The 22926-nt window shown below is 60.3% G+C and carries 18 protein-coding genes; 10 read left to right on the top strand and 8 right to left on the bottom strand.

The features are described 5' to 3' along the window. Nucleotides 1–3 precede the first annotated feature (3 nt). From ACNQ62_RS05115 to ACNQ62_RS05100, 4 genes are all read left to right on the top strand, one after another. Nucleotides 4–1218 (top strand): N-acetylmuramoyl-L-alanine amidase, encoded by a 1215-nt coding sequence (locus tag ACNQ62_RS05115; RefSeq protein WP_418094343.1) that lies wholly within the window; start codon nt 4–6, stop codon nt 1216–1218. A 128-nt stretch (nt 1219–1346) separates the two neighbouring features. Beyond that, entirely contained in the window at nt 1347–3899 is a 2553-nt protein-coding gene (locus tag ACNQ62_RS05110) for a penicillin-binding protein 1A (RefSeq protein WP_005853282.1), read from the top strand. Between the two features lie 102 nt (nt 3900–4001). Continuing rightward, nucleotides 4002–5126 carry a peptide chain release factor 2 gene (gene prfB / locus ACNQ62_RS05105; protein ID WP_009826942.1) on the top strand — a complete coding sequence of 375 codons (1125 nt, stop codon included), beginning with the start codon at nt 4002–4004 and terminating at the stop codon, nt 5124–5126. 116 nt (nt 5127–5242) lie between these two features. Next, nucleotides 5243–6655 carry an amidase gene (locus tag ACNQ62_RS05100; protein ID WP_418094342.1) on the top strand — a complete coding sequence of 471 codons (1413 nt, stop codon included), beginning with the start codon at nt 5243–5245 and terminating at the stop codon, nt 6653–6655. A gap of 3 nt (nt 6656–6658) precedes the next feature. Here the strand turns inward: ACNQ62_RS05100 and ACNQ62_RS05095 are convergent, their stop codons facing one another. Next, nucleotides 6659–7441, bottom strand: a complete 783-nt coding sequence (locus tag ACNQ62_RS05095; RefSeq protein WP_418094341.1) for a helix-turn-helix domain-containing protein — start codon at nt 7439–7441, stop codon at nt 6659–6661. 209 nt (nt 7442–7650) lie between these two features. On the opposite strand from ACNQ62_RS05095, the gene ACNQ62_RS05090 reads away from it, so the two are divergent. Next, nucleotides 7651–7995 carry a hypothetical protein gene (locus ACNQ62_RS05090; RefSeq protein ID WP_064215740.1) on the top strand — a complete coding sequence of 115 codons (345 nt, stop codon included), beginning with the start codon at nt 7651–7653 and terminating at the stop codon, nt 7993–7995. Between the two features lie 43 nt (nt 7996–8038). On the opposite strand, the gene ilvN is transcribed toward ACNQ62_RS05090, so the two are convergent. The 4 genes from ilvN to ACNQ62_RS05070 all read right to left on the bottom strand — a co-directional run bounded on the left by ilvN (nt 8039) and on the right by ACNQ62_RS05070 (nt 12860). Then, nucleotides 8039–8599: an acetolactate synthase small subunit gene (ilvN, locus tag ACNQ62_RS05085; RefSeq protein WP_009826946.1), complete on the bottom strand. Its 561-nt coding sequence runs from the start codon at nt 8597–8599 to the stop codon at nt 8039–8041. Nucleotides 8600–8675: 76 nt separating this feature from the next. Continuing rightward, entirely contained in the window at nt 8676–10427 is a 1752-nt protein-coding gene (locus ACNQ62_RS05080; RefSeq protein WP_037944177.1) for an acetolactate synthase 3 large subunit, read from the bottom strand. 334 nt (nt 10428–10761) lie between these two features. Continuing rightward, the gene (locus tag ACNQ62_RS05075) at nt 10762–11424 is read right to left on the bottom strand and encodes a response regulator transcription factor (RefSeq protein WP_132996665.1); all 663 of its coding nucleotides are present in this window, start codon (nt 11422–11424) and stop codon (nt 10762–10764) included. A gap of 32 nt (nt 11425–11456) precedes the next feature. Further along, on the bottom strand, nt 11457–12860 hold the full coding sequence (locus ACNQ62_RS05070) for a cache domain-containing protein (protein WP_340241103.1): 1404 nt from the start codon (nt 12858–12860) through the stop codon (nt 11457–11459). 260 nt (nt 12861–13120) lie between these two features. On the opposite strand from ACNQ62_RS05070, the gene ACNQ62_RS05065 reads away from it, so the two are divergent. The 3 genes from ACNQ62_RS05065 to ACNQ62_RS05055 all read left to right on the top strand — a co-directional run bounded on the left by ACNQ62_RS05065 (nt 13121) and on the right by ACNQ62_RS05055 (nt 17689). Next, on the top strand, nt 13121–14209 hold the full coding sequence (locus ACNQ62_RS05065; RefSeq protein WP_005853304.1) for a TRAP transporter substrate-binding protein: 1089 nt from the start codon (nt 13121–13123) through the stop codon (nt 14207–14209). A gap of 141 nt (nt 14210–14350) precedes the next feature. Continuing rightward, complete coding sequence (locus ACNQ62_RS05060; protein WP_278376039.1) at nt 14351–15319, top strand: TRAP transporter small permease subunit; 969 nt, start codon at nt 14351–14353, stop codon at nt 15317–15319. Nucleotides 15320–15334: 15 nt separating this feature from the next. Further along, a complete protein-coding gene (locus ACNQ62_RS05055; protein ID WP_037944179.1) occupies nt 15335–17689 on the top strand; it encodes a TRAP transporter large permease in 2355 nt (784 codons plus the stop codon). A gap of 97 nt (nt 17690–17786) precedes the next feature. Here the strand turns inward: ACNQ62_RS05055 and ACNQ62_RS05050 are convergent, their stop codons facing one another. The 3 genes from ACNQ62_RS05050 to ACNQ62_RS05040 all read right to left on the bottom strand — a co-directional run bounded on the left by ACNQ62_RS05050 (nt 17787) and on the right by ACNQ62_RS05040 (nt 19600). After that, nucleotides 17787–18608, bottom strand: a complete 822-nt coding sequence (locus ACNQ62_RS05050) for an arginyltransferase (protein WP_340269962.1) — start codon at nt 18606–18608, stop codon at nt 17787–17789. Nucleotides 18609–18675: 67 nt separating this feature from the next. Next, on the bottom strand, nt 18676–19122 hold the full coding sequence (locus tag ACNQ62_RS05045) for an RDD family protein (RefSeq protein WP_418094693.1): 447 nt from the start codon (nt 19120–19122) through the stop codon (nt 18676–18678). A gap of 70 nt (nt 19123–19192) precedes the next feature. Continuing rightward, on the bottom strand, nt 19193–19600 hold the full coding sequence (locus ACNQ62_RS05040; protein ID WP_009826953.1) for a DUF2852 domain-containing protein: 408 nt from the start codon (nt 19598–19600) through the stop codon (nt 19193–19195). Between the two features lie 227 nt (nt 19601–19827). On the opposite strand from ACNQ62_RS05040, the gene ACNQ62_RS05035 reads away from it, so the two are divergent. Next, the gene (locus tag ACNQ62_RS05035; protein ID WP_418094340.1) at nt 19828–22641 is read left to right on the top strand and encodes a bifunctional [glutamine synthetase] adenylyltransferase/[glutamine synthetase]-adenylyl-L-tyrosine phosphorylase; all 2814 of its coding nucleotides are present in this window, start codon (nt 19828–19830) and stop codon (nt 22639–22641) included. Continuing rightward, nucleotides 22638–22910: a hypothetical protein gene (locus ACNQ62_RS05030; protein WP_386167336.1), complete on the top strand. Its 273-nt coding sequence runs from the start codon at nt 22638–22640 to the stop codon at nt 22908–22910. Before ACNQ62_RS05035 ends, ACNQ62_RS05030 begins: the two co-directional genes overlap by 4 nt. Nucleotides 22911–22926 lie beyond the last annotated feature (16 nt).

The following is a 22926-nucleotide window of genomic DNA, read 5'->3' as shown; positions in this document are numbered from 1 at the left end:
GGCATGCGTATTCTTCCCATTATCGCAACGGTTTGCGCGCTGTCCTTGCCAGCGTCCGCGCAGGATCTGACCGCGCTGGCGCGCGTGGACCCTACCAAAAGCGCCATCTCGGATGGCTGGTTCGGGGGCACGACGCTGACGCTTGGGCTGAGCCAAGGGGTGCCGTTTCGGGTGTTCTTGCTGGATGATCCTGCGCGGCTGGTGGTGGATTTCCGCGAGGCCGACTGGAGCGGTGTGAACACCGCAGACCTGCTGCCTGAACCCGGACGGATTACCGGTCTGCGCTTCGGCCCGTTCCAACCCGGTTGGTCGCGGCTTGTCGCGGATCTGGCCGAACCGATGATCCCGCGCGAGATCGGGATGCCGGTCAACAAGGGCTCCGGTCACGCCACGCTTGAGATCGCGTTGACATCCGTCACCCCCGAGGAATTTGCCGCCGCCGCCGGTGCGCCCGTTGATCCGGCGTGGACCATGGCGCTGGCCGCACCGCCCAAGGCGGTTGCCGACCTGAAAGAGGTGCCGTTTCGCGTGGTGCTGGACCCCGGTCACGGGGGCGTTGATCCGGGGGCAGAGACAGATGGTATCCTGGAGAAAGACCTGATGCTGTCCTTTGCCCAAGCGCTGCGCGATACATTGGTGCGCGACGGGATCGATGTGGTGATGACCCGAGATACGGATCATTTCGTCGCGCTTGAAACCCGCGTCGCCATTGCGCATCAGGCCGAAGGCGATCTGTTTATCTCGCTCCATGCGGACAGTTTGCAGCACGGCGGCGCAAAGGGGGCGACGGTCTACACGCTGTCGGACGACGCCAGCGATACTGCCACCGACCATCTGGCCGCACGCCACAACCGCGCCGATATTATCGCGGGGGCCGATCTGACCGGATCGGATGACGAGGTTGCCAGCGTGCTGCTTGATCTTGCCCGCCAAGAGACAGAGCCGCGGTCGGTTGCCGCCGCTAAAGTGCTGGTTGAAGGCATGAAAGCCGCCGGCGGTCCGATGAACCGCCACCCGCTGCGCAACGCGGGCTTTTCGGTGTTGAAATCGGCTGACATCCCCTCGGTCCTGATCGAAATCGGGTTCCTCAGCTCGAAGCGTGATCTTGCCAATCTGCGAGACCCGATCTGGCGGGCGGTCATGGTGTCGGCGATTGCGGATTCCATCGCCAAGTGGCGCGACGCGGATGCCGCGCTCAAGCCCTTGATTCGCCAGTAAACCGCACCCGAACGCCCCTCTAGGTGTTGCGCGGGTTACCGCACAGGGCCACCGCATCGTGTTTTGACGATTCCCGCAGGGTTGCGTATAGACGGGTCACCAACCCTCCTTGCAAGGAACTGCCAGCCGTGTTTCGTTTGATCCTGTCTTTCTTCGGGGGTATTTTTACCACCCTCACCATGAGCATCGGTATGGTCGCGCTGACCATCGGCGCGGTGTTCTGGATGTATGGCCGCGATCTGCCCAGCCACGAATCCCTTGCGCAATACACGCCCCCGACGATCAGCCGGATTTATTCGGGGCAGGGGCGGCTGATCGACGAATTCGCCAAGGAACGCCGCCTGTTCGCGCCGGCCAACACGATCCCGCCGCTGATCAAACAGGCGTTCATCTCGGCCGAAGACAAGAACTTTTATACCCACGAAGGCTATGACCTGCGCGGCATCGGGGCGGCGGCTGTAGACGCGGTGCGCACAAGGGGCAAGGACGTGCGCGGGGCATCGACCATCACGCAGCAGGTGATGAAGAACTTTCTTCTGTCCGGCGACCGTCGGGCCGAACGCAAGATCAAGGAAATCATCCTCGCCGCACGGCTTGAGGAAACGCTGCCCAAGGAAAAGATCCTTGAACTTTATCTGAACGAGATCTTCTTGGGCCAGAACTCCTACGGTGTGGCCGCCGCGTCGCAGACCTATTTCAACAAGACATTGGGGGAGCTGGCCCCGCATGAGGCTGCGTTCCTTGCCTCGCTGCCCAAAGCGCCGTCTGATTATCATCCTGTGCGCCGCAAGGACCGGTTGCTGGCACGCCGGAACTTCGTGCTGCGCGAGATGAAGGAAAACGGCTATATCACCCCCGCCGTCTACGAGACCGAGGTCGCACAGCCTTTGCGCTCGGTGCAGAACGGGGACTTTGAAAGCTTCAAGGCCGAACTGCCGCCGCGCGATTACTTTACCGATGAAATCCGCCGCCAACTGTCCGAGAACTTTGGCGAGGGTGAATTCTTTACCGGCGGTCTGACCGTGCGTGCCACCATCGACAACGAGATGCAGCCCATTGCCGCACAATCCTTGCAGCAGCAGCTTGAGGAATATGACCGCGGCATCGGTATCTACCGCGGCACCGGCAAGAAGATCGCGCCCGAAAAGCTGACCACCGAGGCGGATTGGCGCGAAGCCCTGTCGGACACCCGTGTGCCACGTGACGTTGATCTGGAAAACCCGTGGTATCCTGCCGTGGTGCTGAGCCTGACCAATGACGCCGCCCGCATCGGGATCGAAGGCGTGGACGAAGACGCAGACGGTCATTTTATCCCCGCCAAGGATGTCCAATGGGCGCGCAAACGTCTTGAGAACGGCAAGCTCGGCAACCGCGCCCAAGTGCCTGCTGACCTACTTGAGGTCGGCGACGTGGTGCTGGTGCGCCGCATGACCGCGGATAGTGACGGGTCGTTCATCCGCTGGACTTTGCGTCAGATCCCGGAAGTGCAGGGCGGCTTTGTCGCGATGGACGTGAACACAGGGCGCGTGATCGCGATGCAGGGCGGTTTCTCCTATCAGGCGTCGGTGTTCAACCGTGCGACGCAGGCGAAACGCCAGCCGGGGTCGAGCTTCAAGCCTTTTGTCTATGCTGCGGCATTGGACAGCGGCTATACCCCTGCGACCATCGTTGTGGATGCCCCGATCGAGATTAACACACCCCAAGGCATGTGGCGGCCGCGAAACTCGTCGAACAAGTTCTACGGGCCGACGCCCCTGCGGACGGGTATCGAACAGTCGCGGAACCTCATGACCATCCGTCTGGCGCAAGAGGTCGGAATGAACACCGTTGGCGACTATGCCGAACGGTTCGGGGTCTATGACAACCTGTCGCCGGTACTGGCCAACGCGCTTGGTTCGCAGGAAACGACGCTCTACCAGATGGTGTCGGCCTATGCGATGTTCGCCAATGGTGGCGAACGGGTGCAGCCGACGCTGGTGGACCGGGTGCAAGACCGCTATGGCCGCACTGTCTACAAACACGACCAACGCATCTGTAACGATTGCCAGCTTGAAACGCTGGCCCCCGGTGTGGGGCCGCGCATCATCTCGAACCGCGAACGGGTGATGGACCCGATCACGGCCTATCAGCTGACATCGATGATGAAGGGCGTCGTGGATCGCGGCACGGCGCGTGGGGCGGTGAACCTGCCCGTGCCAATCGCGGGCAAGACCGGCACCACCAACGACGCCAAAGACGTCTGGTTCGTCGGCTTCTCAAGCAATATCGTGGCGGGCTGCTATATCGGTTTCGACAATCCGCGCTCGCTGGGGCGTCGTGCCTATGGGGCGGGGATGTGTGGCCCTGTATTCCAGCGGTTCATGAGCGAAGCGATCAAGAAATACGGCGGCGGCCCCTTCGAAGTGCCCCCCGGCGGTCACTTCATCAAGATCGACCGCTTCACCGGTGCACGTCTGTCTGACAGCGCCGCAGGTAATAACGTTGTGGCCGAATACTTCCGTGACGGCGAAGAGCCGCTGTTCGGGATCACCTTTGATGGTGGCTTTGCGATGGGTGCGGATCTGCCGCTGGTCGAAGAAGCCGGCGGCGGCGCGCGCGAGGTCACGACCTCTACCGGTAAGAAGGCGCGTGTCGGGCCCAAGGCAAGCTTTGGCAGCATCAGCTCCGGCGGGTTGTACTAGACCCGGCCCCATTCTACAGCGCTTGCCCAAGTTGCGGCGCTGGTCTATTTGAAACGCGGCCCCGGCTATTCGGGGCCGCGATCTATTTAAAGGCAGGATACCATGCGCGCAGATGCACAAAACACAGCGGATAAGATCAGCAAATCGCTGGAGCTGTTGGCACAGCGTCTGGACGTCGAAACCGCGCCATACCGTCTGGAAGAATTCAACGCCCGTGTCGAAGACCCCAATCTGTGGGATGATCCCGATGCGGCGCAAAAACTGATGCGCGACCGTCAGGCGCTGGTCGATTCCATCGCCACCTACGAGGGCATCAAACAAGAGCTGGCCGATAACATCGAGCTGATCGAATTGGGCGAGATGGAAGGCGACGACGAGGTTATCGCAGAGGCCGAGACCGCGTTGAAAAAGCTGGCCGAGACAGCCGCCCAGAAAGAGCTGGAAGCGCTGTTGAACGGCGAGGCCGACGGGAATGACACCTTCCTTGAAATCAACGCGGGGGCAGGCGGCACCGAAAGCTGTGACTGGGCCAATATCCTGTCGCGCATGTATGTCCGTTGGGCCGAGAAAAAGGGCTATAAGGTCGAGCTGCAATCCGAAAGCCCCGGCGAAGAGGCGGGGATCAAATCGGCGACCTACAAGATCAGCGGTCCGAATGCCTATGGCTGGCTCAAGTCGGAATCCGGTGTGCACCGTCTGGTGCGGATCAGCCCCTTTGACAGCGCCGCCAAACGGCACACGTCCTTTACCTCTATCTGGGTGTATCCGGTGGTGGACGACAACATCGAAATCGATATCAACCCCAGCGACATCCGCATCGACACCTATCGGTCCTCGGGGGCCGGTGGTCAGCACGTAAACACCACCGACTCGGCCGTGCGGATCACGCACCACCCCACCGGCATCGTCGTGACCAGCTCTGAGAAATCGCAGCACCAGAACCGCGACATCGCGATGAAGGCGCTGAAATCGCGGCTGTATCAGATGGAGCTGGACCGCCGCAACGCGGCCATCAACGAAGCCCATGAAAACAAGGGCGATGCGGGCTGGGGCAACCAGATCCGGTCGTACGTCTTGCAGCCGTACCAGATGGTCAAAGACCTGCGCACCAACTTTGAAACCTCGGATACCAAAGGGGTGCTGGATGGTGACCTTGACGGGTTGATGGGGGCCGCGCTGGCGCTTGCCGTGTCGGGCAAGACCCGCGCCGAGGCGCAAGAAGGCTAAGGCCAAATATCAGGCAACTGCGCGCGGGCGGCCTTGTCTCGTGCAGCAGTTTTGCCGGCGCCCCTTGCATCCCGCTGAGGCCTTCCGTTCTATGATCCCGAACGGAGGGCTCGGCCATGAACATACTAGACATCGGGGCCTTGGCCCAATCGGAGGCTTTGGCGAACGGCAGCCTGACGGCGCGTGCTTTGATGGAGGCCACGCTAGAGCGGATCGACGCCGTGAACGGCGCGGTCAACGCCATCGTCGCGCTGCGCCCGCGGGCCGAGCTTCTGGCCGAAGCCGATCGGGCCGATGCCACGCCTCGGGTCGGATGGCTGCACGGTATTCCCATTGCGATCAAGGATTTATCCGATGCCGAAGGCTTGCCAACCGCCAAGGGATCACCGCTGTTCGCCGGTGCGATTGCCCAGAAGGACAGCGTCTTTGTCGCCCGCATCCGCGCGGCGGGGGCGATCATCATTGGCAAGACGAACACGCCTGAATTCGGGTTGGGCAGCCACACGTTCAACCCCGTCTATGGCCCGACGCGGAACCCTTATGACCACACACGTTCGGCTGGCGGGTCTTCGGGCGGGGCGGCGGCTGCTTTGGCGACGGGGATGGTGAGCATCGCGGACGGGTCCGACATGATGGGCAGCCTGCGCAACCCCGCGGGCTGGAACAACGTCTACGGCATGCGCCCCAGCTGGGGCACAGTACCGGCAGAGCCAGAGGGCGATATGTTCCTGCATCAGCTGAGCATGGCCGGCCCGATGGCGCGCTGCCCCCGCGATCTGGCGGCCTTGCTGGACACAATGACCGGAGAGGACCCCAAACAACCCCTCGGCCTGTCACCCGGCCCAAGCTTGCCGGAGATGGACACCCCGTCGCCCACGCGCCGCATCGGGTGGCTGGGCGACTGGGGCGGGGCCTTTGCCTATGCAGACGGGATCGAGGACGTGAGCAAAGCGGCCCTGGATCAACTGGTCGCCTTGGGGCATCGGGTGACCCATGTGCCAGCCCCCTTTGACGCAGACGCGATGTGGGACAGCTGGACCACGCTGCGGTCTTTTGCCGTTGCTGCTGGTTTGGGCACGCTCTACCGCGATCCGGAAACCCGCGACAAGCTCAAGCCCGCCGCCCAATGGGAGATCGAGCGCGGGCTCGGCTTCACGGGGCAGGAGGTGCAGCGCGCCAGCCTGACGCGGTCGGACTGGTATCGCCGTGTCACCGCGCTGTTTGACGAGGTTGACGTGCTGGTGCTGCCTTCGGCGCAGCTTTGGCCCTTTGACGTGGATCAGGTGCATCCGACACAGATCGCCGGACGGGACATGGATACCTATCACCGCTGGATGCAGGTCGTGGTGCCCGCCGGTCTGGTGGGGCTGCCGGTTGTCAACATCCCCGCCGGTTTCGGGGCAGAGGGGCTGCCTACGGGGCTACAGATGATCGGACCGCGGGGCAGCGATACGGCGCTGCTTCAACTGGCGCAACAGTGGCACGCGGCAACGCAGTGGCCCCAGATGCGCCCGCCGCAATTGGCGTAGCGGTCATTCAAAGGCGAATTCGGTGCGCAGAAGGTGGCGGTGAAAGGGTTCAAGATCGTTTGCCTCGCACAGCCCCTTCAAGCGGGCGGCCTGCAACACGGCCGCCGGGGTTTGCGGCAGGTATTCATAGACCAGCCGCGTCGCCCGCAACCCGATCGAATTTTCCGGCACGGTCCGGGTGATATATCCGACCCAGAAATTATTGTTGAACGACGCGATCCGCCCCAGATAGTTGAACGAAGAGGTCATCGCGCCGCGCCGCGAGGCGATAATGGCGATGCCTTCTTCCTGCTGCAGCACCACGCCGCGATATTCGCGCAATTCCGAATGGGTGGGCAGGCTTTGGATGCGCATGGCGTGAGGGGCCTCGTAGCCGCGCAGATAGGTATGCCGGCCACTGCGAAACACCATAACCAATCCCAAGGCGAATTTCTCGGGGTAAAGAAAACTACGGCGCGAGAAGCGGTAGAAACCACTGGGAAATGTGGCTTCGGGCAGGTCCAGCGCGCCCGAAACGATGAAGTCGCCCATGAAATCCGGGGGGGAGGGGTCGATCTTCTTGATCTCTTCCAAGGGCTCCAGAAGGACACGCGCATCAACGTCGAAAAACTTGCACATCCGGTCCAGAATATCGGGGCGCGGAAAGCTTTCCCCCGATAGATAGCGATTGAACTGCGTGCGATTGATCCCCAGTTCCTGCGCGAGGTAGGTGATGGAGGGGTAACCTACTGAAAGTTTTTTTAAATTTGACCCGAAAATTGTCCTGATATCGGCGGGGTTCGTCATGAAATCAGTCCACTAAAATTAATTGAACTAAATCTCACAACCTTTGAACGAATTTGCAAGGAGATTTGCAATATAGGGCTGTGTAATGACGCTAATCAGCGTCAAATTTCGGTGCGCGCGACACAAAATGATTTCGTAAAAAAATCGACAATTTGTAAAAATGACATGATTATCTCTCATGTCTGCAAGCATCTGGAAGGAACAGTTAAATGTACGGTGTGGTACTTTGGAGCGATGCCCGAGCCAACAAAGCTGTGTTCTGGTGCGAGGATCACGGCGACCTTGCATATTTCCAGGGTGACCCAGCGACAGTGAACCAGACGACAAGCTGTTTCGATGCCGGTGATCTGGTCCAGTTCGAGGTCTACCACGAGGCCAAGTTGCGCAAGGCGCTTAACCCCAAGGTCGTGCGATCCAAGGCGGACGCTGATTTGCCGAACAAACTGCTGCGCCATTCCGCGGGCATTACCCGAAAGCAAACAGGCGGCGAGGTGCTTCCATTCCGCCCAAAAGCCGCCCCGCCGGTAGAGTTCCGCCACCGCGGTCAGGCCTAGTCCGGCCGAAGCCGGCCAGACGTCAACCTGCCACCTTAGCGTATCAGTCGCCGCGCGACAGGGCTGCCACACCCGTCCGTGCCACGGACACCAGCCCCAAGGGGCGCATCAATTCGGCAAATGCGTCAATCTTCTCGGGCGCGCCGGTGATCTCGAACACGAATGTTTCCAAGGTGCTATCGACAACGTTGGCGCGGAAGATATCCGCCAGACGCAGGGCTTCGACACGTTTGTCGCCGGTGCCATTCACCTTGAACATTGCAAGCTCACGCTCGACCACGGGGCCTTCGACGGTCAGGTCATGCACCTCGTGTACCGGCACAATCCGCCCCAGCTGCGCCTTGATCTGCTCGATCACCTGCGGCGTGCCCGAGGTGACGATTGTGATGCGGCTAAGGTGGCCTGTGTGGTCGACCTCTGCCACGGTGAGGCTATCGATATTATAGCCACGGCCCGAAAACAGACCGATCACGCGCGCCAGCACACCGGGTTCGTTCTCGACCAGTACGGCGAGCGTGTGGCGTTCGATCACATCCGAGAAATTGGGACGTAGGTTATAGGCGGAATGGCTGTTGGAGCCTTTTTTGATCTTTAGGGCTGACATGACACTGTCCTTCTAAGATTTGTTCAATCTCGGCGCGCGACCCCGCGCCGATGTGTTTCCTTGTGCCGTTGGCGGCTTAGACCAAGACCGATCCTTTGGCGTCGATCACACCTTGCGTATCGACACCGGCCAGCATCATGTCGTTATGCGCTTTGCCCGACGGGATCATCGGGAAACAGTTTTCGTGTTTTTCCACCAGACAGTCAAAGATCACCGGGCCGTCATAATCGAGCATCTCCATGATCGCGTCGTCCAGATCGTCGGGGTCCGAACAGATGATCCCCTTGGCCCCGAAAGCTTCGGCCAGCTTGACGAAATCGGGCAGGGATTCAGACCAGCTTTGGGAATAGCGCTCGCCGTGCAGCAGCTCTTGCCACTGGCGGACCATCCCTAAGCGTTCGTTGTTCAGGATGAACTGTTTCACCGGCAGACCGTATTGCATCGCGGTGCCCATTTCCTGCATGTTCATCAGCCAAGACGCTTCGCCGGCGACGTTGATGACCAACGCGTCAGGATGCGCCATCTGCACGCCGATGGAGGCAGGGAAACCATAGCCCATCGTCCCCAACCCGCCAGAGGTCATCCAGCGGTTCGGATCCTCGAAACCAAGGTATTGAGCGGCCCACATCTGGTGCTGACCCACTTCGGTGGTGACATAGCGGTCACGCCCCTTGGTCAGCGCCTCAAGTCGCGAGAGCGCGTATTGCGGTTTGATGATCTTGCCTTTTTGCTCGAATTTGAGGCAGTCAACGTTGCGCCATTCCTCGATCTTCTTCCACCATTTGCCAACGGCTTCGGTGTTTGTCTTGCGGCCGCGCGATTTCCAGACCTTCAGCAGGTCTTCCAGCACATGGCCCACGTCGCCGACGATAGGGATGTCCACGCGGATGATCTTGTTGATCGACGAGGGGTCGATGTCGATATGCGCTTTCTTGGATTTCGGGCTGAACATGTCGACGACGCCGGTGATCCGGTCGTCGAAGCGCGCGCCGATGTTGATCATCAGATCGCAGTCGTGCATCGCCATATTGGCCTCGTAAAGACCATGCATGCCGAGCATCCCCAACCATTTGTCACCCGACGCCGGATAGCTGCCAAGCCCCATCAAGGTAGAGGTGATGGGAAAGCCTGTCGCCTCGACCAATTCGCGCAGCAATTGCGACGCCGCAGGGCCGGAGTTGATGACGCCGCCGCCGGTATAGAATATCGGGCGCTTGGCGGTTTCGATTGCGGCCACCAGTTCGGTGATCTCGGTCATGTCGCCTTTGACGGGCGGCTGGTAATGCGAGGTGGACGGCTTCTTGGGCGTGTATTCCCCCGTGGCGAATTGCACGTCTTTCGGGATGTCGACCAGAACGGGGCCGGGGCGCCCGCTGGTGGCCACGTGGAACGCCTCGTGCAGGACGCCGCCCAGCTTGTCGGTCTCTTTCACCAGCCAGTTGTGCTTGGTGCAGGGGCGGGTGATGCCCACGGTATCGGCCTCTTGAAACGCGTCAGAGCCGATCATGAAGGTCGGCACCTGACCTGTCAGGACCACCAGCGGAATGGAATCGAGCAAGGCATCCGTCAGGCCGGTCACCGCATTGGTGGCACCCGGGCCCGAGGTTACAAGAACAACGCCCGGTTTTCCGGTCGAGCGCGCATAGCCTTCGGCAGCATGGACCGCCCCTTGTTCGTGACGCACCAACACGTGTTTGATGCTGTTTTGTTGGAACACCTCGTCATAGATCGGTAGGACAGCGCCGCCGGGATAGCCAAATACGGTATCGACACCCTGATCAATCAGGGCTTGAACGATCATTTTCGCTCCGGTCATTTTACGTGTCATCTTGGTGCTCCGTCAGGCGGTGGTTTATCAAAAAATACGTTGCGCAAAAAAAAGCCCCCGATTTTGACGGGGGCGCATGGTGACTATTATGGTCTGCCGTTACCGGCCCATGCGCGTGTGTCTTAGAATGACGACGATATCTGTCAAAGCTAGATCTGTCATAGCCAAAGGCCCCTCATTGCGTGCATGGACATTATGAGCGCCACAAAGGGGCGTCAATGCTCTATTGTCGATAAAAGTGTCGCTGGGTGCAAAAAATCTTTTCATTTATTGCGCGAAATCCTGAATTTTCTAATTTTTGCAAAATTGGGGGCATTTCTCGGGCCGATTTCAGCTAGAGTCGCACTCCGGTCCCTTGCAGCACGCCGTGTTCCATCGCATAGCGCGTCAGCCCTGCGGTGGAAGAGATGCCAAGCTTGCGCTTGATATTCTTGCGGTGGGTTTCGACGGTGCGGACAGAGATATCCAAGGTCAGCGCGACCTCTTTGTTGGATTTCCCCTGTGCCAGCTGCAACAGGATCGTCTGTTCGCGTTCGGTCAGGGATTCACGCGCGGCATCCTTGGGTTCAAGCGACCCTTGCGCGCCGGTGCATAGATACCGTTCGCCGCGCATCACCGTATCGATCGCCAGCTTGATCTCGTCCGTCGGCACATCCTTGAGGATATACCCCATGGCGCCGTGGCTCAGCGCCGAAGAGATATATTCGGGGTTATCATGCATCGACAGGATCACGATGCGGGTGTCGGGCTGGCGTTCGAGCAAGATCTCGGTCGCGGACAGCCCGCCGATCTCTGGCATGTTGAGGTCCATGAGGATCACATCGGGGTCCAGTTCCGCGACGCTCTCAATCGCGGCGCGGCCATTGGGCAGACAGCCGACCACATTGATATCGTCATAGCTTTCAAGAATGGACTGGATGCCTTCGGCGACCATCGGGTGATCGTCCACGATCATCACTTTGATCAACTCGGGCGGCTGGGTGTCTGAAAGGGTCATGGGGCAGCTTTCGGGAAGGGGCATATCAGGGCTTAGGGCAGGGCGGTTGGCGGCGGGCGCAGCATATGGGTTAGCGGGACGGTGGCGGTAATCTCGGTGCCGCCTTGGGCAGAGGTTTGCATGGTCAGCGTGCCGTCTAGCTGCTCGATCCGCTCTTGCATATTGCGCAGGCCCAACCCTCCGGCGGTGGAGCGTGTCTTGGCCAGCCCCAGCCCGTTGTCAGAGATCGACAGCGTCGCGCCCTGTCGGTGACCGCGCAGATCGACGATGACTTCGGTAGCGCGGGCGTGACGTTCGATATTGGTCAGCGCCTCTTGCGCGATCCGGTAAAGCGCGATCTTGGCCTCGTCGTCCAAGCGGTTGCGGAAGACCACGGTATCGAAGCGGCACTGAATTCCGGTGCGCAGGGCGAATTGTTCGACCAGCGTTTTCAGCGCGGGACCAAGGCCCAGATCATCCAGAATACTGGGGCGCAGGTCGCGGCTGATGCGGCGCACTTCGGCGATGGACTGTGCAAGGCTGTCGATCCCCTTTGCCAAAGGCTCTGCCGCGCGGGCGTCGCCCCTTTCCAGCCGGCGTCGCGCGTTGTCGAGCGCATAGCGCACCCCCACCAGAATCTGGCTGATGCCGTCATGCAGTTCGCGCGCCACGCGGCCGCGCTCTTCCTCTTGGGCGTCAAATACCCGCTGCGTCAGCTTTTTGAGCTTCGCATCCGCAAGCCGCCGTTCACGCAGGTTGACCAGCATGCCCGTGCCAAAAACCAACAGCAGGGCGGTCACCGTAATAACGCCGATATAGAAGAACGTACGCTGCACCCGCGCCTGCACATCGGATCGCGCCGCGGCCCCGCTGGCAAGCACATCGTCGATGAACACACCCGTCCCCACGGCCCACTGCCAGCTCGGGAAAGAGGTGACATAGGTGATCATCTGCGCATCCTCTCCGCTAGAGGGTTTGGGCCACATATAGGTGTGATACCCGCCGCCACTGCGTGCGATGCGGATCAGCTCGTCCACCACGGGCGTGCCGTCGCTGTCCGTTTCGCCGGCAAAGTTGCGGTTGATCCGGTCGGTCTGGCGCGGGCTGACAAGGGCGGTGCCGTCGTAGTCATAGACAAAGAACTGACCTTCCTCGCCATAGATCATCGCTGCGAGGATCTGCGCCACCTGCGATTTCGCCGCCCCGTCATCAGGAGAGGCGGACCCGTAGACAAAGTAAAAGCCGTTGCGCGCCTGTGTCACATAATTGCGCAGCTCGACTTTCTTGGCGTCCAGCAACTGCTGCTCGAGCGTTGAAATCTCGCGGTCGGCCACCGCGCGCGCCTGCAGTGCCACGACAAAGGCAATCGCCGTCACCGCCAGCACCAGCGGCACAGAGGCGATGAGCGTCAGCTTTTGGGCGTAGGTGGGGGCGATCATGAAAGACGGGCGGCGCATGCAGCGCTGATACTGGGAAATCCACGCGAATCAAAGTGCTAGATGCAGTCACAAATCACCCGCTATACGCGTGTATGCACAACATATGGCAGGTGCGGCGGGACATTTGCCGCATATTTGGGCGGTAAATATGCGCCCTCTACGCAGTAGTTGGTATTTTCAACCATTCGCTTTTGCGTAGAGTGAACGACACTTGAAATGACCCGCGCGCATATAATGAAGCGCGGGCACCCTCATATAACTCGGGAGGAGTATCCAATATGGACCGTCGTTCATTTCTGAAGACATCCGCGCTTGGCGGGTCTGCCGCCGCTGCATCGACACTGGCCGCACCGCTGTACGCCCAAGGCAAACGCACACTGACCATGGTCACCGCATGGCCCCGTGGCTTTGCCGTGCTTGATGACGCCGCGACCTACCTCAACAACATGGTTAACGAGATGTCTGACGGCACGTTGACCATCGAAAAGAAAGCCCCGGGCGAGCTGGTCGGCGCGTTCGAGGTCTTTGACGCCGTTTCCTCCGGTCAGGCGGATATGTATCACGCGGCTGACTACTACTTCATCGGCCAGCACCCCGGTCTGGCGTATTTCACCGCCGTGCCTTTCGGTGCAACAGCACAAGAGCTCACCAACTGGTATCTGCACGGTGGCGGCCATGACCTGCACAACCAGATCGGTGAAATCTTCAACATGAAGATGTTCCTCGCCGGTAACTCCGGTTCGCAGTCCGGTGGCTGGTTCCGCAAGGAAATCAACTCTGCCGCGGACTTCAACGGCCTGAAATTCCGTATGCCCGGTCTGGGTGGCAAGGTGCTGGGTAAACTGGGCGCGTCTGTTCAGAACATCCCCGGTGGCGAACTGTATCAGGCGCTGTCCTCGGGCGCGCTTGACGGGCTCGAGTGGGTTGGCCCCTTCGCGGATGAGCGCGCCGGCTTCCAGGAAGTCGCCAAGATCTACTATACCGCTGGTTTCCACGAGCCAGGATCGGGCCTTACTGCATCGGTCAACCTTGATGTCTTCAACGACCTGACACCGGCGCAGCAGAAGATCATCGAATATGCATCGATGGCGACCACGCACACCGGTCTGGCCGAAACACTGGCCAACAACGGTGCCGCATTGGCACGTCTGCAGCAGCAGGGCGTGAAAACCATGCAGTTCCCCGATGATGTCTGGGATGCATTCGGTGCGGCCTCCAAAGAGGTTATGGACGAGAACATGGACGACTCCCTGTTCGCCGACATCCGCAACAGCTTTGAATCCTCGCTGTCCGCATCGGCTGAATGGCTGTCCAAATCCGACGCCTATTATGTCGAACAGCGCCAGCGCGTTCTGGGCAAAATGTAAGCCATCCCCACGGGATGACAGGGGGGCTGCCTTAGGGCGGCCCCACACGCGACTTTGCGATCCGGAACACGGGCGCGCAAAGCGAGGATAATTTTCGCACCAAGCCCACACTGAAACCGGGCGGGCGAAGGGGGGATATCAATGGCAGAAGATGCAGTATGCGCTGGATTTTTCCGCGCGGCGGAAGGGGCCAAGATCAGCTGCTTGGACCAATTCCAAGACGGCAACCTGATCAGCTTCATTCTGGGCAACATACTTGAAGCGTTCTACAATTTCTTTGCAGCGGTGCTGAACCCGTCCATGTGGCTGGACTGGTCCAACAGCGAAGCCTTGATGCGGTTCATCTATTACGGTGCCTCGGTAGAGCTGTTCTTTGTTTTGCTCGTCGGACTGCTGATTGTCACGGCTGTCGGCATCTGGAAACGCAGCTTTATGTGGGGCTGTGTGCGCGGGCTTGAAGGCTTCGCCAATGTCACCGGGCGTTTCTTTGCCTGGGCCGGGCTTTTGATGGTGTTGCAACAGATCATCATCGTCTTCATGCAACGTATTTTCACCCGGCCTGATATCTCTATCGGCTTTGGTATTCCGCTGCAGTTCGACATCAGCTGGTTCGCGGAAGAGTTGAAGCTTTTCAATGCGTTGGTCGTATGTCTTTGTGTGTCCTACACCTTTGTACAAGGCGGGCATGTGCGCGTTGACCTCTTCTATGCCGGCGCAAAATTCCGTACCAAGCGCGTGATCGACATGTTCGGCGCGCTGTTCTTCATGATCCCCTTTGCGATTGTCACATGGCTTTATGGCTGGTTCTTCCTGTGGCGCCATCTGGTGACACCGAACCCATCGGCCTCTGACCGGTTGGAGCTGCTGCTGCGCAAGGCGCGCTTGCTCAAGTGGAACGTGGAAACCATCGGCTTTTCGCCCAACGGGTTCAACGGCTACTTCTTGTTCAAGATCCTGCTGTGTGCCTTCTGCGCAATGGTGATCTTGCAAGCAATATCAGTGTTTTATCGCGCTTTGTTAGAGTTCCGTGAAGGGCCTGAAAGCGAAGATAAATATCTCGACCGCGATACGTTGGGCGAGGGCGAAGAAGCCTATGAGGGCACACATTAATTCAAGGGGCGTCCCATGCTATTTGGTCTCGACGGGGTCGAAATTGGCCTGATCATTGTTTTTGCCTGCCTCTTTGGCGGCATCCTGTCCGGTTTCCCGGTGGCCTTTGCCATCGGCGGTGCTGGCATCATCTCTTTCGGTATCATCGCCGCACTCGATAGTGCGGGTCTGATGGTGCATCAGGCGATTGACCAATCGTCGCAAGCCTATCGCGATCTGGTGAACTCGGGCGTTCCCAATGACGCGGTATCGAAATTCCGCTATCCGGATTTGCCGCTGATCGGTGAATCGGTCTTCCCCCAAGGCTGGGAAGTCGCGCTGGACCGGAACGTCAGCTTTATCGTGAACCGTATGAACGAACGCGTTCTGGCGGGGCAGTCGATCGAGACCTTGCTGGCGGTTCTGATGTTCGTTCTGATGGGCATCACGCTGGAACGGTCGAAGATCGCGAACGACCTGTTGACCACGATGGCGCGGGTCTTTGGCCCGCTGCCCGGCGGTTTGGCAGTATCGATTGTGGTTGTGGGCGCGTTTCTTGCGGCCTCCACCGGGATCGTGGGCGCGACGGTTGTCACCATGGGGCTGCTGGCGCTGCCGACCATGTTGCGCAACAACTATTCGCCTGAAATCGCGACAGGTGTCATCGCAGCCTCCGGTACTTTGGGCCAGATCATTCCGCCGTCTATCGTTATCGTCCTTCTGGGCACATTGGCGGGCGATCTATACTCCGCCGCCCAGGAAGCGCGCGCAACCGCCGTAGGCTGTACCGATGCGCTGACCTACTTGGGCCAGCCCGCGGTTGTGTCTGTGGGGACGCTGTTTCAGGCCGCGTTGCTGCCGGGGATCATGCTGGCGCTGCTTTATGCGCTTTACGCCTTTGTCTATGCGCTGCTGAACCCTGAAAAGGCGCCCGCCGTGCCGATGGGGGCGACCAATGCCGAACCCATCACGCGGGGCGAAGGCTTTACCTGGTTCCTTGGCATGCCAGCCCTGCTGATCGTGGGCACGATTGTTCTGGGCAACCTTGGCATCGTGGGCAGCCAGTCGACTGTCGTGTCCAGCTTTAGCGACATCGGGCAGGGTGCCAGCCTGCGCACCAACGTCGGCGAGGCCTGTCAGGCCGCGATGATCGAACTGCACGGGCAAAGCGCATGGGATCAAGCGGTAACCGAGCAAGCCGCGATCGAGGCGGCGGGCGGTCAACAGGCCAGCGAAAAGCTGACCGAAGAAGCGCTGGCCGCCAAGCAGGCTGAAAAGATCGCCAATGCCGCCCCCATCGGGACCGGTGTTGCGATCATCCTGATCCTGCTGGCGCTGGTGATGACCACCGGTCGCGGTGTCGCCCCATCGGCGGACAAACGGCCGCTGATCATCGGTGGCATCGGTCTGGTGCTGACACTGCTGGTCGATATCCTGCTGGTCGGTCCGGCCACGTCCTCGGGCACGATGGTGCTGCTGATGGCGCTGCCTTTCGTGGCTGTCATGTATGGCGTGGTCTATGCGCTGAAGCTTTGCGCGGGTAACGAGCTGATCCGCGTGGTCTTCCCGCCGCTGGTCCTGATCGTTGCGGTACTGGGGTCGATCCTTGGCGGGATCACCAACCCGACGCCCGCTGCGGCCTTGGGGGCAGGTGGCGCGATCATGCTGGCCGCTTATCGCAAGCTCAAGGATATGGACCGGTCGCCCAAGGTGATCATCTGGTCCACTCTGGCCATCCTGATCGCGATCCTTGTCGGCGTGAACTTTGACCTGCGCATCAACCAAGAGGGCGTGAGCGTCGAAAGCTGGTTTGCCTTCTTTGTCGCCTATGGCGCGTATCTATACGCGGTGTTCGGTCTGCTGTTCTCGTGCTGGATCCTCTATACCTCGGGCGTACTAAGCCCCGTGGTCCGCGAGACGGCCAAGGTGACCTCGATGGTGTTTACCATCCTGATCGGGTCGCAGTTGCTGAACCTTGTGGTGATCTCCTTTGGTGGCGAACACTACATCCAGCAGTGGCTGAAAAGCTTCGACAACGAGCTGACGGTCTTCCTGATCGTGATGCTGGTGCTCTTTGTGCTGGGCTTCGTGCTCGACTTCCTCGAGATCATCTACATCGTGATCCCGATTGTCGGGCCGGTGATCTACGGCGGCACCTTCGACCCGAAGTGGGTGACGATCATGATTGCGGTGAACCTGCAAACCTCGTTCCTGACACCGCCCTTCGGCTTCGCGCTCTTCTACCTGCGCGGCGTGGCCCCGGCGAGCGTTACCACCTCGCATATCTATCGCGGGATCATTCCTTTCGTCTTGATCCAGGTCGGGGCACTGGCGCTGTTGTGGATGTTCCCGGTCATCGTGACCATCGTGCCTGACCTGATCCCCAACTGATCTGGGGTCAGGCCGCCACAAAAACAAAAGGCACCCTGCGGGGTGCCTTTTTCGTTTCAGCGGGTGACAGCGGTCGAATGTGCCGCAGCGGTACGATTTAGCCTTTGGTCGGGCTCAGATCGGGGAGGGCGATATTGGCCACCTGTTCGGCAATCGGGTCGGTGTTCAGCGGATGCTGTTCGGGTTCGAAATCATCGGGGTTGCGCATCTTCTGCCACGCGCCGCCCATATAGACCTCAAGCCCCGAGAACTTGGCCTTATAGCCCATCTTGGGGCTGCCGGGCACCCAATAACCCAGATATACATAAGGCAGACCCGCCGCACGGGCGATTTCGATGTGGTCAAGGATAATGTAATTGCCCAACCCGTCACGGGGGCGGTCAGGGCTGTAGAACGAATAGACCATGCTCACCCCGTCATCGAGCACATCGGTCAGGCAGACGCCAATCAGCTCGCGGGTTTGGGTATCGGTATATTCAATCACACGGCTGCGGATCGGGGTTTCCTCGATCATCGCGGCGAATTCGAAGACATCCATATCGGCCATGCCACCGTCTGCATGGCGGCTGTCAAGATAGGTGCGGAAGAGGTCATATTGCTCTTCCGTGGCCCAAGGCGACGTCGCCCGCCGCGTCAGCCCCGCGTTGCGCTTGATCGTGCGCTTCTGGCTTTTGCTGGGGGTGAAGTCGGCGACGTTGATGCGCGCTGACAGACAGGCCGCGCAATCCGTGCAAGACGGGCGATACAGTACATTCTGCGACCGCCGGAAGCCTTGCCCCGACAGGCTGTTATTCAGCTTGGTCGCGGAGTCGCCCTGCAGCGCGGTGAACAGTTTACGTTCCATCCGGCCGTTCAGATACGGGCAGGGCTGGGGCGCAGTCACATAGAACTGCGGAGCGATGGGAAGTGTATGGCGCATGAAAATCCGTTGTTGTTCGGAGGAAATTCTAACAACTGGTCCAAAGCGCGCCAAGCACAAGTTTGGGTCAGTTCACGCTTTCGACACGACGGTTCAGCGGGACTGTGCCGAGGATCACGTCGCTCAGGCTCTGATGGCGCGAGGTGGCGCAGATCAGAATGATCGAAATCACCTGCAAAGGCATCATGGCAACGCTGACCGTATAGCCCGAAGTATGCAAGAACGCCGAGGCCAGATCCAGCGGTTCATCGCGCGCCGTGCGCAATTCCATGCCGAACAGGCGCATGCCCCAGGTGGCCGACCCGCTGGCAAGCGTCGCGACACGGTAGGTAAAGCCCACCATCAGCATCAGCAGCGGGAAAAAGAACAGGCCGGTGAAGGCGGTGAACGGCAGGATCAACACGCTGGCGATCAACACCAGCAGGGCGTCAACAACCCAAGCCATGAACCGCTTGGTCGGAATACCGCTATAGAATTGAGGCTGGTCGAATGGATCGGGGGTGGTGGGGGTCATCATGTCCTGTCCCTTGAGAAAATCGGCCCCCCCGCCGTGGCGGAGGGGATGTTGATTGAACGCGCAGGCTTTAGGCCTTTTGCGCATCATCGTCGTTTTTGGAGCCTTCGGCCATGAACTGGTCGAACTCTGCCTTGTCCTTGGCTTCGCGCAGACGGCTCAGGAAGGCTTCAAAATTGGTTTGCTCTTCCTCCAGACGGGCCAGGGTGTCGGCCTTATAGGCATCAAAGGCGGCGTTTCCGGTTGAACGTCCGGTGATAGACCCACGGCGGGCGCGTTTGCTGCAAGACGAAGATTTAAACATGCGTTTGCTCCAGATCATATAGGCAAGAAGGGCAAGGCCAAGCGGCCAGAAAAGAATGAAACCGACAACCATGGCGGCGATCCAGGCCCCTTTGCCCTTGTCGTCAAGAAAGTCCTCGGTACGGCCCAGCCAACTGCGTTGTGCGGTGTAGGTGGGTGCATAGGTCTGTGTCATCAAGTTCCCTTTCGGTCAGAGTGTGGTGGCCCTGAACGCTGCGGGCCGGTGCGGTGGCGGGCAATGTAAATGCCTTTCACATTACATTAGATCGGGGTGCGCCCTGTGGTTTGCAAGGGATAATGTAAATCTTTTTTACATTATTTGGATTTGCACGTGTTTGGTGGGGGTTAGCAGGTGTCACGGCGCCATTGACGACCGGCATAGAACCAGCGAATGCTTGGCGTATGAGAACACTTGCCAGTCAGATCACCCGCTGTCCCCGCATCTTTACGGCCGATCAGGCGCAGGATGCGCGCGCGCTCTTTCCCGATGCGCTGCCCGAAATTGCCGCGCTTGTGGCGGGGGCGGGATCGACGTCGCCCTATCTTCTGGGGTTGATGCAAAAGGAAACCGACTGGTGTCATGCGGCTTTCGATGATCCCGCAGGGGCGGTGCAGCAGGTGATCGACAGCGCGGGCGCAGTGCCCCCGGACCAGTTGTCCAGTCATCTACGGCAGGGCAAGCGGCGCGTGGCGCTGATGACGGGGCTGGCTGATCTGGCGGGGGCTTGGTCGCTGGAGGAGGTGACCGGCGCGCTGACCGATTTCGCCGACGCCGCCGCCCAAGCCGCGCTGACCGCAGGGCTGAAAGCGCAGATCAAACGCGGCAAGCTGCCCGGCATGACGGAAGAGGACGCCGACAGCGGCGCAGGCATGGTCGTGCTGGCTATGGGCAAGATGGGCGCGCGCGAGCTGAATTATTCGTCCGATATCGATCTGATCTGCCTGTTCGACGAAACACGCTTTGACGCCAGCGATTTTCACGACGCCCGCACCGCCTTTGTCCGCGCCACCCGCGCGATGAGCGGGACGCTCAACGACTTGACGGGCGAGGGCTATGTCTTTCGCACAGACCTGCGGTTGCGGCCTGATTCCGGTGTGACGCCCGTGTGCATCGCGATGGAAGCGGCAGAACGGTATTACGAAAGTCTGGGCCGCACATGGGAGCGTGCCGCCTATATCAAGGCACGCCCTGCGGCGGGCGATCTGGCGGCGGGTGATCAGTTTCTTTCGGTGCTGCGCCCCTTCGTCTGGCGCAAGCATCTGGATTTTGCCGCGATACAGGACGCCCATGACATGCGCCTTGCGATCCGTGAGCACAAAGGGTTGGGGGGCAGTGTCTCGCTTTCGGGGCACAATATGAAGCTGGGGCGCGGCGGTATCCGCGAGATCGAATTTTTCACCCAGACCCGTCAGCTGATCGCCGGCGGGCGCGACGCAGATCTGCGCGTGCGCGGCACCTGCGAAGGCATGGCCGTGCTGGCGGAGAAGGAATGGATCCCCTCAGAAGTGGCCGAGACGCTGTGCGATCACTACCGCGCGCATCGCACCGTGGAACACCGCGTCCAGATGATCCGTGATGCCCAGACCCATACGTTGCCCCAAACAGAAGAGGGGTTCGACCGGCTGGCCGCGATGATGGATATGGATGTCCCCGCGCTGCGCAGTGACCTTGAACGGCGGCTGGAAGAGGTTCACCAACTGACCGAAGGGTTCTTTGCGGGCTCGACCTCGCGCCCTGAAGCGGCTGCCGCGCCCGAGGAACATGTCTTTGACGCTGCGATCGTGGACCGTTGGCTGAACTACCCCGCCTTGCGCAGCGCCCGGGGGGCGGAGCTTTTTGCAGAGCTGAAACCCGGATTGCTGGCGCGTCTCGCACGGGCCACGAAACCGGATGAGGCATTGCTGGCCTTTGACGGCTTTCTTGGCGGTCTGCCCGCGGGGGTGCAGTTATTCTCTTTGTTGAAGATCAACCCGCAACTCTCTGATTTGCTTGTTGATATCGTCAGCGCGTCACCTGCGCTCGCCGCTTATCTGTCGCGCAATGCGCAGGTGTTCGACGCGGTGATAGGTGGGGATTTCTTCAGCGAATGGCCGGCAGAGGACGCTTTGGTCGACAGTCTGACAGAGGTGCTGGAGGCCGAAGAGGATTATGAGGCGCGGCTGGATACCTGTCGTCGATGGGCCAAGGAATGGCATTTCCGGATCGGGGTGCATCACCTGCGTGGGCTGATTGATGCCGCGACGGTGGGGGCGCAATATGCCGATCTGGCGCGGGCGGTGTTGCGCGGGCTCTGGCCGGTGGTGATCGACGAATTTTCGCGCCGCCACGGGCCGCCGCCCGGGCGCGGTGCGGTGCTGGTCGGGATGGGGTCACTTGGTGCGCGCCGCCTGACCGCTGCCTCTGATCTGGATATGATTGTGGTCTACGATTCCGCTGGCGTCGAAAGCTCTGACGGCAAGCGCCCGCTGGCCTCACGGCTCTATTATGCGCGGTTGACGCAGGCGATGATCACCGCGATGACCGCGCCGATGGCCCAAGGCAAGCTCTACGAAGTGGACATGCGCTTGCGCCCGTCGGGGACGCAGGGGCCGGTGGCGACGAGTTTAGCGAGTTTTGAAAGCTATCAGATGGGGCAGGCCTGGGTATGGGAGCATCTGGCCCTGACCCGCGCCGATTGTGTGACCGGCCCCGATGATTTGATGCGGGATGTTGCGCGCCTGTGCGACAAGGTGCTCGCCCGGTCGCGCGACAGTGCCGATACCCTGCACGAGGTGGCGGCGATGCGCGCACGTCTGGCAACGGCCAAGGTGGCCGGCGGCATCTGGGATGCCAAGAACGGGCCGGGGCGCTTGCAGGATATCGAATTGCTGGCGCAGGCCGGGGCCTTGCTGGCGGGCACCACGGCGCGGGATATCACCTCTGCGCTTGGGGATGCGGAGGCGCAGAACGTCATCACCGCCGATCAGGCAGCGGTGCTGCGCCGCGTCTACCGCAGCTGTTGGGCGCTGCAATCCGCGACGCGGTTGCTGTCATCCTCTGTCCTGCGCGAGGATTCTCTGGGGCAGGCGGGTTTACGGTTTCTCTGCCGCTCTCTCGATGTGGACACGCCCGAAGACCTGCACGCGCATCTCGCGCAAAGCTACGATCAGGCCGCGACGATCATCGCCGATGCACTGGCCGCTTACGTGGACAAGGCGGATGGGGGCGGGACATGAGCAAAGGGGACCCCAACGATCCCAAAGGGCTGATCTTTGAATCCTACCGCATAGAGGGGATCACCCAGGCGGAGTGTCGGTCAATCTTTCTGGATTGGGCGCTCAGCCTGCCAGCGGAAGCGGATACCAAAGCCGCCCTGCGCGCCTTGTTGGGCAGCGTGGCAGCAGAGAACCAAGACCATCCCATGACCCAAGTGATGCAAGAGGGGTTGATCGACATGGCCACGCCCCGGCGGCGCGGCGGCTGGCGCACCCGACCGCGTAGCTAGACAGGCCGACATTAAG

It is taken from the genome of Sulfitobacter sp. SBS6 (genome assembly GCF_048285585.1).
Lineage (GTDB): Bacteria > Pseudomonadota > Alphaproteobacteria > Rhodobacterales > Rhodobacteraceae > Sulfitobacter > Sulfitobacter pontiacus.
The sequence above is the reverse complement of the archived record's forward strand: the minus strand, read 5'-3'. Positions and strand labels throughout refer to the sequence as shown.

Excerpts from the sequence above, each read along its gene's own strand:
- ACNQ62_RS05090 (WP_064215740.1), top strand. The coding sequence starts at position 7,651 with ATGTACGGTGTGGTACTTTGGAGCGATGCCCGAGCCAACAAAGCTGTG.
- ACNQ62_RS05040 (WP_009826953.1), bottom strand. The coding sequence starts at position 19,600 with ATGACACAGACCTATGCACCCACCTACACCGCACAACGCAGTTGGCTG.
- prfB (WP_009826942.1), top strand. The coding sequence starts at position 4,002 with ATGCGCGCAGATGCACAAAACACAGCGGATAAGATCAGCAAATCGCTG.
- ACNQ62_RS05060 (WP_278376039.1), top strand. The coding sequence starts at position 14,351 with ATGGCAGAAGATGCAGTATGCGCTGGATTTTTCCGCGCGGCGGAAGGG.
- ACNQ62_RS05050 (WP_340269962.1), bottom strand. The coding sequence starts at position 18,608 with ATGCGCCATACACTTCCCATCGCTCCGCAGTTCTATGTGACTGCGCCC.
- ACNQ62_RS05115 (WP_418094343.1), top strand. The coding sequence starts at position 4 with ATGCGTATTCTTCCCATTATCGCAACGGTTTGCGCGCTGTCCTTGCCA.
- ACNQ62_RS05065 (WP_005853304.1), top strand. The coding sequence starts at position 13,121 with ATGGACCGTCGTTCATTTCTGAAGACATCCGCGCTTGGCGGGTCTGCC.
- ACNQ62_RS05095 (WP_418094341.1), bottom strand. The coding sequence starts at position 7,441 with ATGACGAACCCCGCCGATATCAGGACAATTTTCGGGTCAAATTTAAAA.
- ACNQ62_RS05055 (WP_037944179.1), top strand. The coding sequence starts at position 15,335 with ATGCTATTTGGTCTCGACGGGGTCGAAATTGGCCTGATCATTGTTTTT.
- ACNQ62_RS05075 (WP_132996665.1), bottom strand. The coding sequence starts at position 11,424 with ATGACCCTTTCAGACACCCAGCCGCCCGAGTTGATCAAAGTGATGATC.
- ACNQ62_RS05045 (WP_418094693.1), bottom strand. The coding sequence starts at position 19,122 with ATGACCCCCACCACCCCCGATCCATTCGACCAGCCTCAATTCTATAGC.
- ACNQ62_RS05080 (WP_037944177.1), bottom strand. The coding sequence starts at position 10,427 with ATGACACGTAAAATGACCGGAGCGAAAATGATCGTTCAAGCCCTGATT.
- ACNQ62_RS05100 (WP_418094342.1), top strand. The coding sequence starts at position 5,243 with ATGAACATACTAGACATCGGGGCCTTGGCCCAATCGGAGGCTTTGGCG.
- ACNQ62_RS05035 (WP_418094340.1), top strand. The coding sequence starts at position 19,828 with ATGAGAACACTTGCCAGTCAGATCACCCGCTGTCCCCGCATCTTTACG.
- ACNQ62_RS05070 (WP_340241103.1), bottom strand. The coding sequence starts at position 12,860 with ATGCGCCGCCCGTCTTTCATGATCGCCCCCACCTACGCCCAAAAGCTG.
- ACNQ62_RS05030 (WP_386167336.1), top strand. The coding sequence starts at position 22,638 with ATGAGCAAAGGGGACCCCAACGATCCCAAAGGGCTGATCTTTGAATCC.
- ilvN (WP_009826946.1), bottom strand. The coding sequence starts at position 8,599 with ATGTCAGCCCTAAAGATCAAAAAAGGCTCCAACAGCCATTCCGCCTAT.